General features: G+C 52.7%; 10 protein-coding genes. 4 read left to right on the forward strand and 6 right to left on the reverse strand.

Annotated features, from left to right (window positions below):
• The first annotated feature begins 53 nt into the window (after positions 1–53).
• Positions 54–2,285, forward strand: a complete 2,232-nt coding sequence (locus FCS97_RS13360) for a UvrD-helicase domain-containing protein (RefSeq protein WP_138518935.1) — start codon at positions 54–56, stop codon at positions 2,283–2,285.
• A 535-nt stretch (positions 2,286–2,820) separates the two neighbouring features.
• Here the strand turns inward: FCS97_RS13360 and FCS97_RS13365 are convergent.
• The 3 genes from FCS97_RS13365 to FCS97_RS13375 are packed head-to-tail and all read right to left on the reverse strand — an operon-like array spanning position 2,821 to position 5,401.
• Positions 2,821–3,615 (reverse strand): BPSS1780 family membrane protein, encoded by a 795-nt coding sequence (locus FCS97_RS13365; protein WP_138518936.1) that lies wholly within the window; start codon positions 3,613–3,615, stop codon positions 2,821–2,823.
• Position 3,616: 1 nt separating this feature from the next.
• Positions 3,617–4,606 carry a homoserine kinase gene (locus FCS97_RS13370; RefSeq protein WP_138518937.1) on the reverse strand — a complete coding sequence of 330 codons (990 nt, stop codon included), beginning with the start codon at positions 4,604–4,606 and terminating at the stop codon, positions 3,617–3,619.
• A gap of 57 nt (positions 4,607–4,663) precedes the next feature.
• A complete protein-coding gene (locus FCS97_RS13375) occupies positions 4,664–5,401 on the reverse strand; it encodes an LOG family protein (protein WP_138518938.1) in 738 nt (245 codons plus the stop codon).
• Between FCS97_RS13375 and polA the strand changes: the two genes are divergently transcribed.
• The 3 genes from polA to FCS97_RS13390 are packed head-to-tail and all read left to right on the forward strand — an operon-like array spanning position 5,402 to position 9,913.
• Complete coding sequence (gene polA / locus FCS97_RS13380) at positions 5,402–8,185, forward strand: DNA polymerase I (RefSeq protein WP_138518939.1); 2,784 nt, start codon at positions 5,402–5,404, stop codon at positions 8,183–8,185. It begins immediately after the preceding gene.
• Positions 8,186–8,203: 18 nt separating this feature from the next.
• Positions 8,204–9,109 carry a dienelactone hydrolase family protein gene (locus tag FCS97_RS13385; protein WP_138518940.1) on the forward strand — a complete coding sequence of 302 codons (906 nt, stop codon included), beginning with the start codon at positions 8,204–8,206 and terminating at the stop codon, positions 9,107–9,109.
• 18 nt (positions 9,110–9,127) lie between these two features.
• Positions 9,128–9,913, forward strand: a complete 786-nt coding sequence (locus tag FCS97_RS13390; RefSeq protein ID WP_138518941.1) for a ZIP family metal transporter — start codon at positions 9,128–9,130, stop codon at positions 9,911–9,913.
• A 5-nt stretch (positions 9,914–9,918) separates the two neighbouring features.
• Here the strand turns inward: FCS97_RS13390 and FCS97_RS13395 are convergent, their stop codons facing one another.
• The 3 genes from FCS97_RS13395 to FCS97_RS13405 form a co-directional block, all read right to left on the reverse strand.
• Positions 9,919–10,788 (reverse strand): DMT family transporter, encoded by an 870-nt coding sequence (locus FCS97_RS13395; protein WP_138518942.1) that lies wholly within the window; start codon positions 10,786–10,788, stop codon positions 9,919–9,921.
• A 41-nt stretch (positions 10,789–10,829) separates the two neighbouring features.
• Positions 10,830–11,606, reverse strand: a complete 777-nt coding sequence (locus tag FCS97_RS13400; protein ID WP_138518943.1) for a GntR family transcriptional regulator — start codon at positions 11,604–11,606, stop codon at positions 10,830–10,832.
• Between the two features lie 105 nt (positions 11,607–11,711).
• Positions 11,712–12,848 carry an aromatic ring-hydroxylating oxygenase subunit alpha gene (locus FCS97_RS13405; protein WP_425460750.1) on the reverse strand — a complete coding sequence of 379 codons (1,137 nt, stop codon included), beginning with the start codon at positions 12,846–12,848 and terminating at the stop codon, positions 11,712–11,714.
• Positions 12,849–12,926: the final 78 nt, after the last annotated feature.

Here is a 12,926-nt window from a genome sequence, read left to right on the forward strand (position 1 = left end):
GGGGCAATCACTGTTAAAATCAACAGCAAAACCCATTTTTGATGTGAGAAGCCGTGTCTTTACTTGATAGCCTGAACCCTGAACAACTGGCAGCCGTCACCTTGCCCCGTGAATCAGCACTGATTCTGGCTGGGGCCGGCAGCGGTAAAACCAAGGTGCTGACTGCGAGAATTGCATGGTTGATCCAAACCGGGCAGGTCGGGCCCAACGGTGTGTTGGCGGTCACGTTTACCAACAAAGCGGCCAAGGAAATGCTTCACCGCATTTCAAGCATGTTGCCTATCAACACCCGCAGCATGTGGGTGGGTACTTTCCACGGGCTTTGCAACCGCATGTTGCGGGCTCACTGGAAAGAGGCTGGCTTGCCACAGGCGTTTCAAATTCTGGACATGCAAGACCAGCTGTCGGCCATCAAGCGCATGTACAAAGTGTTGGGCATTGATGCTGAGAAATTTCCACCCAAGCAACTAAGCTACTTTATCGGCTCTGCGAAAGACCAGGGCTTGCGTCCCAAAGACGTTGATGCGCATGACGAATACCACCGAATGATGGTGCGCCTGTATGAAGCCTACGAGGCCCAGTGCCAGCGCGAAGGTGTCGTGGATTTCGCAGAGCTGTTGTTGCGTTCATTTGAGTTGCTGGGTGCCAACCCGGCGCTGCGGGAACATTACCAGGCTCGCTTCAAATACATTCTGGTCGACGAGTTTCAAGACACCAACAGTTTGCAATACAACTGGTTGAAGCGTTTGGCTGGGCCACAAGGCTGCATTTTCGCGGTGGGTGATGATGACCAGTCCATTTACGCATTTCGCGGCGCACGCGTGGCGAACATGGTGCAGTTTGAAAATGATTTTGCTGTACAAAACCGCATCAAGCTTGAACAAAACTACCGTTCAGTTGGCAATGTACTGAAAGCCGCCAACGTGCTGATTGCGCACAACAAGGCCCGTTTGGGCAAGGAGTTGTGGACCGAAGCTGGCGAGGGTGAAGCAATCCGGGTGTATGAAGCCACCAGTGATCAGGATGAAGCGGCTTTCATCATCGACCGAATCAAAAAGCTGGTGCTGGAAGAGGGTTACAGTCGTTCGGACATCGCAATTCTGTACCGTTCCAATGCGCAATCACGCGTGGTGGAACAGGCTTTGTTCAATGCCGGCATGCCGTATCGTGTGTATGGTGGTTTGCGATTCTTCGAGCGCGCGGAAATCAAGCATGCACTGGCTTACTTGCGTTTGATGGACAATGCGGACGACGACAATTCTTTTTCACGTGTTGTGAACTTTCCTGCACGGGGAATCGGTGCTCGCAGCGTAGAGCAACTTCAGGACATTTCCACAGCACAGGGTACTTCGCTGTACCGCGCCATTCATCGTATGGAAGGTAGGGCACAAGCCGGTTTGAAAAAATTCGCAGATTTGATTGAGCGTATGCGGTTTGAGACCCGAGGGCTAAGCCTTGCTGATTTGGTGGACAAGGTAATCAATGAATCGGGTTTGGTGGCGCATTTTCAGGCCGACAAAGACGGTGAAGACCGTGTAGAAAACCTGAAAGAATTGGTGAACGCGGCAGCCTCTTTTGCCATTGCAGAAGGGTATTACCAGGATGCCGCAGCCACCATGGTGGATGAGGAAAAGCTGATTACGCCGCTGGCCGATTTTCTGTCTCATGCCTCGCTTGAGGCGGGCGACAACGCGGCAGCGGCAGGTCAGGAAGCCATTCAATTGATGACAGCCCACTCTGCCAAAGGGCTTGAATTCAAGTGCGTGTTTGTGACTGGCCTGGAAGAAGGACTTTTTCCACATGAAAACAGCATTGGCAATTCTGTAGAAGGTGGCGACGGCACCAGTGTGGAAGCCGTGGAAGAAGAGCGCCGCTTGATGTATGTGGCCATTACCCGCGCACGGGAGCAGCTGTTTTTAAGCCATGCACAACAACGCATGCTGCATGGGCAAATTCGGTACCACCTGCGCTCACGCTTTCTGGACGAATTGCCCGAGGAAGTGTTGAAGTGGTTAACACCCAAGCGCGCGCACATTGCCAGCCAGGGTTGGGACGCACTTGATTCCAAAGTGTGGGGGCAGAACAAAACCCTGAATATGGGCTACAGCAACAAGGTTGCCAAACGCCCTTACGACATTGGCACTGGCGTGGCGCATGCCAAGTTCGGTAGCGGTGTGGTGGTGGCTTATGAGGGTGAGGGTGATGACCAAAGAATTCAAATCAACTTTGGTCGCCAGGGCATGAAGTGGCTGATGCTGAGTTTGGCGAAGCTTGAGCGGAATTGATGAGTTGAACGCGGAGAGGCACCGCCGTGGTTTCTTGCCAACTCGGCATGGGTTACTTGTGCCGCACTGAAAACCGCTTGATCCCTTTTTGACTTTATTCTTGCTCACCTCGCTCGGCAAAAGGGCGGGCCGAGTCTCGGTGTCGGCGTAACGCCGAACGCTGCGACTAAACTCAAACGGGGCGGTTTTCTTGAAGTGCGTCCCAAGCAATCCCACTGCCGAGTTGGCTTAAACCTCGCGTGCGCGACCCATTGCAAGTTCAGCTCTGCATCACCGCTGGGTTCAACGCCCAATCGGCGGCGGTGTTTCGATCGCCTCGCCTTCAAGAAAACCTGCCCTTGCGTGCCGAGCAGGGCCGGTGTCGCCCGGCATGGGCGACAGAGAACGTGCCCGACCCGCTTTTTAGGAGGGTCGTTCTCAGGCATCGTGAGGTTCAGCAAGGGATAGACAGGTTTTCAGGCGAGAGATTGAAATCCAAGCCGATTGGGCATTTAACCAGCAGTTGAGAAAGCGGAACCCAAACCGAATGAGCTCATCACACCGCTGGACCGTGCTCAAACACAGCTTGGTAGGTGGGGTAGAACGTGCAAAGTGTGACAGCCATTACCAAAGCCACACACATCATGTTCAGGGCACTCACGAATGCTGCTGGCAAACCCATCATCGTGAAAATAACCACGAATACCGATGAAAAACCCAGGCCCAAAACCAACCAGCCCATGCCATAAATGAAGAAGCTGGCCTTGTTGCGCCAAACCGCAACCCAGCTTGAAAACAAGGCCTGCATGGGTTTCATGTTGTGCCAAATGACCAGCACCGGTGCAAACCAGAATGCAAGCAAGACAGGAATACTGGCCAGACCGACAAACATCATGTAGAGAACCATGTATTCCATGAAAGCCGCGTTAGCAGCAGGATCAGCTTTCTGCAGGTCTTCCATTGACACTGTTGGCTGAGCTCCCAATACCAAGTGTGCAAACAGTTTGATCAAGGCAAATGCCGCGGTGTAAATAGCGCCCAGCATAATCAGGGAGTTCAGGTGACGTCTGTGTTCCTGCGTGAATGCGTTGAACAACACGCTGGGGCTGACCCGAAGACCCTTTTGCCCCATTTTGCCAGCCAGCATGATGCCGAAACCCAGTGCAGGCGATGCCATCGCGACAATTGCAGCACCCAGAAACGGAATCAGAATGCCCACAAACAGGATGATGAACAGGTAGGTGTTCCCGAACAAAAACATCTCTCCTGGCTTGCTGCGAAAAAGCTGAGTGCCTTGCATCAGCCAATTCCAGCCGGCGCTGGGCGGGCAAGTGTGAACGTAGTTGGCCAATTTATGCACTTCCTAGATTAAGGTGTTGTATCGCGGGAATTCCCGAGCGTCGAGCCACAAGTATCCTCTCAAAATGTTTGGGGTCTTTGACATTCAACACTTCAGCATCACGCGGCATGTAATAGTCATAAAGGCGTGAAGTCCAGAAGCGCAGCCCGGCGGCTCGAAGCATGTCCTGCCACAAATCGCATTCGTGGTTGTTCAATGGGCGTATGTCCTGATAACCCTTTAACAGGGCTGCAAGCGAGTCAAGCTGAAGTTCTCCCTGGCTTTGGCCGTCGTTGGACACATCGATACACCAATCGTTCGCAGTCACCGCCAGGTCAAACAGGAAGGTGTCTACGCCTGCAAAATAGAAATCGATTACCCCACCCAGCGCATCACCCTTCATCAGTGCGTTGTCCCGAAAAAGGTCAGCATGAACTGCGCCTTTGGGCAGCATTTTGTAAGCGTGGCGTTCGGCAACAGCCTTTTGGTGGTTGACCTCGTTGTGCAACAGCGCTCGAACCTGGTCAGGTAAATGGGATTCCAGCTCGTGCATGGCACTTTCGATCCAGGCCAGTCCACGTGGGTTTGGGGTGTTGCCCTTAAAGTCAGCTACAGCCAAATGGGCTTGCGCGCAAAAACGGCCTATTTGTTCGCATTGTGCAGTGTTGGGGCGGTCCACTGATTTTCCGCTCAGGCAATTCACCAGTGTGGCAGGTTTGCCGTTCAGCGGGTTAAACAGCTCGCCTTTGGCGTTTGGGATGGGCCCTGGCACTGCGAGGCCTTTTTTCGCCAGGTGTTGCATCAGGCCCAGGTAAAACGGCAAGTCTTCAGCCTTGAGCTTTTCAAACAAGGTGAGTACAAACCGCCCTGTGCTCGTGTTCACAAAATAATTGGTGTTTTCAATGCCCGACTCAATGCCTTCGAAGGAAAGCAATTCACCACAATCGCGGCCGTGGAGCCATTCTTGCAGTTCAGTTTGGGTAATGCGTGTAAAAACAGCCATTCAAAGTCCTGAGTAGGGTCGTGAGCACCCCGGATTTTACCTGTGTTTAACCCTGCTTTATAAGTCCAGCAGCTTCTCTGTTTCACTGTCTGAGGGGTTGAAGGTGCGTTTTTCGTAGAAGTGGAATATGCACTTCAGAACTTCTTCCGGGGTTTCGACGATTTCAAACAGGTCCATGTCGCCCGGGCTGATCATGCCTTCGCCCAACAAATGGCTTTTAACCCAGTCAATCAGGCCTGCCCAAAACTTTGAGCCCACCAAAATGATCGGAATACGTCGCCCCTTGTTGGTTTGAATCAGCGTGAGCGCTTCAAACATCTCGTCGAGCGTTCCAAAGCCACCCGGCATCACCACATAGGCACTGGCGTATTTTGCAAAAGCCACCTTGCGGGCAAAAAAGTGGCGAAACGTGAGCGAGATGTCTTGATAGGCGTTACCGCTTTGTTCAAAGGGCAGTTCAATATTCAACCCGACGCTGGGCGATTCGCCCGCATAGGCCCCTTTGTTGGCAGCTTCCATAATGCCGGGGCCACCGCCGCTAATCACCGCGAAGCCTGAATCAGACAATGCGCGGGCAATGTTCTCGGTAAGCGCGTAGTAGGGGTGGTCCGCAGGTGTTCGGGCGCTGCCAAAAATGGACACCGAAGGGCGAATTGCCGACAGCTTCTCGGTCGCCTCAATGAACTCTGCCATAATTCCCAACACATGCCACGACTCTCGGGCCTTCACTGCGGTGGATTGCTCTTTGGAGGGAAGGTGGCGCAATGTCGGAATATTCTTATTTTTGGTTGTCATATGAAGCGATTACTCCTGGTTGATGGGTCGAGCTACCTGTACCGTGCCTTTCATGCCATGCCCGATTTGCGCAACCGCGCTGGCGAGCCCACTGGTGCCATTTATGGCATGGTCAACATGCTTCGACGCCTGCGTGCAGATTACAACACTGACGATATCACTTCCAATTGTATCGCCTGTGTGTTCGATGCGCCGGGCAAAACCTTTCGCGACGACATTTACCCCGAATACAAAGCGAACAGGGCCAGCATGCCGGAAGACCTCGCTGCCCAGATTCCCCACATACATGACGTGACCCGCGCCATGGGTTGGCCCATTGTGATGGAGCCGGGAATTGAGGCTGACGATGTGATCGGCACCCTGGCACAAGTTGCGCTGGAGCAGGGTTTCGATGAGGTGATTGTGTCCACAGGCGACAAAGACATGGCGCAGTTGGTGAACGACAAAGTTCGCCTGGTCGACACCATGAAAAATGCGGTGATGACCCGTGATGCTGTATTTGAAAAGTTCGGCGTGTATCCCGAGCAAATTGTGGATTACCTGACCTTGGTGGGCGACACCGTGGACAATGTGCCTGGTGTGGAAAAAGTGGGGCCAAAAACTGCAGCAAAGTGGCTGGCAGAATACAAAACGCTGGATGGCGTGGTGGCCAATGCCGACAAAATTGGCGGCAAGGTGGGCGAGAACTTGCAAAAAGCGCTGGAGTGGTTACCCACCGGCAAAAGTCTGGTCACCATCAAAACTGACTGTGAATTCGAGTTACGCCGCCACATCGAGGAGCAACTGAAAGCAAATCCTGAAAACAAGGATATGTTGAAGCAGTTGTTCCAACGTTTTGAGTTCAAAACCTGGTTTCGAGCGCTGGGCGGTGTTGCTGAAGATGAAGTGGCCGCTAAACCGAAAGTCGAAGGTCCGCCCGATGGCAGTTCCATGAGTCTGTTTGATGCGCCCACACAGGCGGTTGATTCAATTGAGACAGTGTGTGTGCAAACGCAGGCACAGCTGGATTCTTTGCTCGCAGAATTAAAGGCCGCTGCGGCCAGCAAAACGCCGGTTGCTTTTGACACTGAAACCGATTCGCTGGAGCCCATGAACGCGCGCATTGTGGGTCTTTCCTTTTCAGTGAAGCCGGGCGTGGGCTATTACGTGCCATTGACGCACCAAGACTTGACCGCTGAGCCGCAATTGCCGTTGGCCGATGTGTTGGCGTTTTTGAAACCCTGGTTTGAAGATGATGCTTCACCCAAAATTGCCCAAAATGCCAAATACGATTTGCATGTGCTAGCCAATCATGATGTGTGGGTGAAAGGCCTGTTCGAGGACACCATGCTGGCCAGTTACATTCTGGAAGCACACAAGCCGCATGGCATGGACGCCTTGGCCCTGCGCTGGTTGAACTACAACACCATCAAGTACGAAGAAGTGGCGGGCAAGGGCGCAAGCCAAATTACATTTGACCAGGTGCCCATTGACACCGCCACGAAATACGCTGCTGAAGACGCCGAAGTAACGCTTCGTCTGGCCCACACCTTAAGGGCTGAACTGGACAAAGTGCCAGAGCTCGCCAAGTTGTATCGCGATGTTGAACTGCCTTTCGGACAAGTGTTGTTTGAAGTAGAGCGCAATGGCGTGTTGATCGATTCCGACAAGCTTGAGGCCCAAAGCGCGGAAATTGCCGACAAGTTGAAGCTGATCGAGGAACAGGCGTTTGAACTCGCGGGCGGCAGTTTCAACCTGAACTCACCCAAACAAATTGGAGAGTTGTTGTTCGACAAACTCGGTTTGCCCGTGGTGAAAAAAACAGCCAGTGGTGCGCCTTCTACGGATGAAGAAGTGCTCAGCAAACTCGCTGACGATTATCCCTTGCCTGCCAAACTGCTTGAACACCGGTCACTGGCCAAATTGAAAAGCACGTACACCGACAAACTGCCCCGCATGGTGAATGCACGCACAGGGCGCGTGCACACCAATTACGCGCAGGCGGTGGCTGTTACAGGCCGTTTGGCCAGCAATGATCCCAACTTGCAAAACATTCCCGTGCGCACCGCTGAGGGGCGTCGGGTTCGAGAAGCATTCATTGCCGCGCCCGGTTGTGTGTTGGTGTCTGCTGACTATTCTCAAATTGAGTTGCGCATCATGGCGCACATTTCAGGCGATGAGGCGCTGATTCACGCCTTCAACGAGGGGCTGGATATTCACAGTGCCACCGCGTCTGAAATTTTTGGTGTGGGTTTGAACGAGGTGACATCCGACCATCGCAGAACTGCCAAGGTAATCAACTTTGGCCTTATTTATGGCATGAGTGCATTCGGTTTGGCTGGCAACCTGGGCATTACCCGCGAGGCGGCCAAGCTGTACATCGACCGCTACTTTGCCCGATATCCCGGTGTGGCGAAGTTCATGGACAATGTCCGTGCACAGGCCAAAGAAGACGGTTTTGTGCAAACCGTGTTTGGCCGCAGGTTGTGGCTGCCTGAAATCAAAAGCCCGAATGGCCCGCGCAGGGCAGGTGCCGAGCGGGCTGCGATTAATGCGCCCATGCAGGGTACCTCTGCGGACCTGATCAAAATGGCCATGGTTGAATTGTCGGCATGGTTGAAGGCAGAAAAATTGCAAACGAAGATGATCATGCAGGTACACGATGAAGTTATTTTTGAAGTACCCAAGGGTGAACTCGAATTGATCCAGAAACGTGTTCCTGAAATCATGACTCAGGTAGCCAAGTTGCGAGTCCCGCTGGAAGTGGGTTGTGGCGTTGGCAACAATTGGGAAGAAGCCCACTAAAACAGCAGGAGAGAAGGCATGAGCGACACCAAAAAAACAGAACATCAGGAACATCTTGAAGCATTGACTGGCGGCGGAAAGTTGCCCATGAGCCGTCGCATGCTTCTGAAGGGGTTTACGGTGGGAGGTTTCGCCGTTGCGGCTTCTCCGGTGTTGGCCCAAGCCATCACCACATCAAGTGACGGTCTTGAAGAAGGCCGTGTGTTCGTGGATGTGGGCGATGACGACATGTTTGCTTACCGCGCTTACCCGAAGGGCAAAAAAAACGCACCTTTAATTTTGGTGGTGCCCGAAATTTTTGGAGTGCATGCATACATTGAGGACGTTTGCAGGCGCTTTGCGCAAGCCGGGTTCTATGCTTTGTCGCCTGAAATCTTCTTTCGACATTCCGAGCCCGGGCAATATGCCACGGTGGCCGCCATTCTGGAAAACGTCATTTCAAAAATGGACGACAAACAGGTGATGGCTGATCTGGACAAGTGTGTGGAATTCGCAGGCACTGAGGGTGCGGATATCGAGAAGCTCGCAGTGACTGGCTTTTGCTGGGGTGGGCGAATCACCTGGTTGTACGCGGCTCACCAGCCAGCCGTGAAAGCAGGCGTGGCCTGGTACGGCCGCCTGGTGGGGGCAAAAACAGAATTAACGCCCACACACCCGGTGGATGTGGCGGCCCAATTGAAGGCCCCTGTATTGGGTTTGTATGGTTCAGAGGACAGCTCCATTCCGCTGGACACGGTTGAACAAATGCGAAACGCCCTGGCTGCGGCCCAGGCCAATCCGTTCGCCAAGGCCAGCAGCATCACTGTGTTTGACAAGGTTCAGCATGGTTTCCACGCCGATTATCGCCCCACCTACAATTCCACTGCGGCGAAACAGGCGTACAATCAGGCGCTTGAGTTCTTGCGGGGCAAGAACCTGATCTAATCTCGGACCCAATCAATCGTGCAATCCAGTTTACCGCTTGTTCTCCTGGCCGCTGCCTTGGGCACGGCCTTGGCCATTTTTGCATCCGCCCTGTTAACTGCCCGACACATCGCCCGCTCACTCGAGCCCATGGTGAGTGTGTCGGCAGGCGTGTTGCTTGGTGCATCGCTTTTGCATTTGCTGCCAGAGGCGCTGGACAAGGGGATGGATCATCACAACCTGTTTGCCCTGTTGTTGGCGGGTTTGCTGTTTTTCTTTGTGCTGGAAAAGTTTTCGATTTTTCGCCACAGCCACCACCATGAGCATGATGGGCATGACCACCACCACGGTTTCGACAAACGGGAGGCAAGGCGAGGTGGATTGTTGATTGTGGTGGGTGATTCAATACACAACTTCGCCGATGGTTTGTTGGTAGCCAGTGCGTTTTTGGTTGATTTTGAGTTGGGTTTGGTCACCACGCTGAGTGTGGTGTTGCATGAAATTCCTCAGCAAACCGGCGATTACCTGGTGTTGGTGAATGCGGGTATCGCGCGCAAAAAGGCTTTGCAACTCATGTCGGTGGCTGGTTTGGCCGCTGTGCTGGGCGCCGGTCTGGGCTACACCCTGTTTACAGAACTGCAAGCCTTGTTGCCTTACGCCTTGGTGTTTGCCGCAGCCAGCTTCATTTATGTTGCGGTTGCCGACCTTATTCCCCAAATGCAGCAGCGCGTGAAAATCAAGGAAAGCCTTGTGCAATTAATGTGCATTGGTGGTGGCGTTACCTTGGTTGCTTTGCTGGCTGAAATACTGCATCACCATCACTGAGCAGGCTAAACCTTGCTCAGCTTGCGCTTGTGGGTTGCATAAGAGGAAATTCCTCCGCAGGCAATAATCAACAGCACACCAATCCAGGTGGTGCTGCTCGGAATGTCGCCCAGCACCGTGATGCCATAAAACGTGGAAACCAGGATGGTGCAGTATTGCAACGCTGCTGAAAGCCATGTTGAGCCACTTCCAAATGAGCGTGTCAGCGCCAGATTGCCAGCGCCACCAAAAAATCCCAAGGCCAATAACCACAAAAGTGGCCACCCGGAACCGGTCGAGCTGAACACAGCAAATTCGCCAAAACCCAATAAATACAGCAAGGAAGTGACTGTAGCGGTGCCCGCGAAATACAGCACGGTACGCCACTCGGGTTCTTTCGCTTGGCCCAGACTTTTTAGCTGCAAGTATGCGATCGCTGACACAGCGCCGGCACCCAAGCCAATCAGTGCTGTTGAAAGCTGGTCACTTGCAATCACGGGTTGAAGTACGGCAACAACCCCACCGAATCCAATGGCAATGGCCAGTTGTTCCAGCCAGTTTCTGGATTGTCCAAACCAAAGCCACAATATCAGGGCGATAAACAGGGGTGAGGTGTACATCAGTGTGGTGGCTGTAGCCAGGGGCAATTGCGTGGTGGCATAAAAGCCGCACCACATGGCAATAATGCCCGCGATGTTTCGCCTTAAGTGCAGCATGGCCACCGGGCTTTTGAGGCTAAGGCCTTGAATCAGTGCCCATATGGTGATTCCAACCACTGGTACTGCACCGCGAAACAGCACAATTTCTCCCAGTGTGACATGGGTTCCGGCGAGTTTGATCATCAGGCCCATGGTGCCGAAACACAGACAGGCCATTAACATCCAGAGTGCTTGCATGGGGGCTGATTGTAGCTCGGCTTGCAGGCTTAAGCGGATGCTCAGGACAATTCAGGCGTTGCTTTGTAGTGTGCAAAGCTGGGGTCAAGCCACACCTCGCGCTTCTCCAAGGGCGTGTTGTCCATCGAATGGGTAATGCGAAATACACGCAAACTGGGCGCATCCGGAATTTTGTTGAACAAGCTGGCGATTCTCGGTTCCATCGACGTTACCGAGACTTCATCGGTCATTTGACCAATTCGCATTTGAAAAACCTCGGACGCCAAACGGTACAGGTTGCCCGCTGATTTCTGCAGCATTTCAATGCTCAGTTTGGGAAAAACTTTCTTTGAAAGGCACAACTGCTCATAGGCAATCAGTTGTGTATGCAGCATGTGTCGAACTTCAATCAACCAGATCGCATCGCCCAAGGCAACGCCCAACGCTCGAGATTCTTCGGTGTTGGCCTGAATGCTTTCCAGGCTGATTAACTCGGTTTTTACCTCAGTGCCTGCATATTCAGTGGCCCAATGGTCGTTCAGCTTGAAGGGATCTGCACGATCGTACACCGGGGAGGGAAGGGCCTTTTGGGTGACAAAAGTACCCAGGCCCTGCATTTTTGTGACCAGTCCTGATCTCTCCAAGGCTTCGATTGCACGGCGAATGGTGCCAATTGACACCTTGAAGCGATCTGAAAGTTTTTTTTCATTGGGCAACGGCTCACCCACTTTCCAGATTTGTCTGAAAATTTCCAGGGTGAGCACTTCACTGATTTGCTGGTAGGCGGGGCCGCCACTACGTACAACGGGCCCGTCCAAAGAATTGGAGCCACGCATCATTTAAATATATCCAGAGTTTTATTTTTGTCCAATCAATGTACCAGAAAAAGATTAAACAAAAATAGAAATCGCGATATTGATTTTGACGATGCGCGGTTTTGCCTGTCAGAAGGTTTTTTTCAGTTTCCCCGATTGTTGGTGGGTAGGGTTCATTTGCGCGCCATACCAGGCGTGAAAATGCGCCATACCGTCTTCCATCGGGCTTTGGTAGGGGCCGGCGTCATGTTCCCCACGTTCCATCAACACTTTGCGGCCTTCGTCCATCCGTTCAGCAATTTCGTCGTCTTCAACAGCGGTCTCCATGTAGGCGGCCTGTTCTGCCTCTACAAATTCCCGTTCAAACAGACGAATTTCCTCGGGGTAGTAAAACTCAACCACGTTCAGCGTTTCCTGAGAACCTTTTGGGTGCAGTGTTGAAACAACCAGCACATGCGGGTACCACTCCACCATGATGTTGGGGTACATGCAAAACCAGATTGCGCCGTACTTGGGTTCAACGCCGTTGCTGAACTTCTTCACAGCGTCGTGCCACTGGCGATAAACCGGCGTGCCAGGGCGACGCAGGCCCGCTTTCACACCAACGGATTGCACGCTCCAGTTGTCCCCGTAATACCACTGCAAATCGGAGCAGCTGACAAATTGGCCCAGGCCAGGGTGAAAGGGTTCAACGTGGTAGTCCTCCAGATAAACCTCAATGAAGGTTTTCCAGTTGTAAGGCAACACATTGGTTTTTACGGAATCAAGCTGAAAATTTGAAAAATCGATTTCCTCAAGAAAGGGCACGTTTTTCAATTCATCCAGCACATTGCGACCGGAATTAAACAGCAGGCCACGCCAGTTTTGAAGCGGGTAGGACTGCAGCTTGGTGCAAGGTTGCTGCGCAAAATGGGGCGCGCCCAGCAACTCGCCTTTCAAATCATAGGTCCAGCGGTGAAGCGGACAAACAATATTGCTGGAATTGCCATGGCCTTTGAGCATGATGGCTTGACGGTGGCGACATACATTGGACAAAAGCTCGATTTCAGAGCCATTGTTCACCAGAATGCGACCATCGCCTTCCCACGGAAGTGACCTCCAGTCGCCGCGCTCGGGCACCCAATTGGCGTGGCCGACGTAACCCGGTCCGTCTCGATAGAGTAGTTGGATTTCATCCTTCAAAACATGTTCATCGAAATACGCTGAAACATGGGGCTGCAAACTTGACTGTGTCACAGCATGTGACACTTTGGACAAATCACTCAAATCGGACATGATCCCGGGGACCTCCTCCAGCAGTGTCCCTGATCGACACTGATGCAAATTAACCTGTTGAACAAAAAG

It is taken from the genome of Limnobacter alexandrii (assembly GCF_005871185.1).
Classification (GTDB): domain Bacteria; phylum Pseudomonadota; class Gammaproteobacteria; order Burkholderiales; family Burkholderiaceae_B; genus Limnobacter; species Limnobacter alexandrii.

Bases quoted from the DNA above. Each gene is read 5' to 3' on its own strand.
- FCS97_RS13370 (WP_138518937.1), bottom strand. From the start codon at position 4,606: ATGGCTGTTTTTACACGCATTACCCAAACTGAACTGCAAGAATGGCTC.
- FCS97_RS13375 (WP_138518938.1), bottom strand. From the start codon at position 5,401: ATGACAACCAAAAATAAGAATATTCCGACATTGCGCCACCTTCCCTCC.
- polA (WP_138518939.1), top strand. From the start codon at position 5,402: ATGAAGCGATTACTCCTGGTTGATGGGTCGAGCTACCTGTACCGTGCC.
- FCS97_RS13385 (WP_138518940.1), top strand. From the start codon at position 8,204: ATGAGCGACACCAAAAAAACAGAACATCAGGAACATCTTGAAGCATTG.
- FCS97_RS13395 (WP_138518942.1), bottom strand. From the start codon at position 10,788: ATGCAAGCACTCTGGATGTTAATGGCCTGTCTGTGTTTCGGCACCATG.
- FCS97_RS13400 (WP_138518943.1), bottom strand. From the start codon at position 11,606: ATGATGCGTGGCTCCAATTCTTTGGACGGGCCCGTTGTACGTAGTGGC.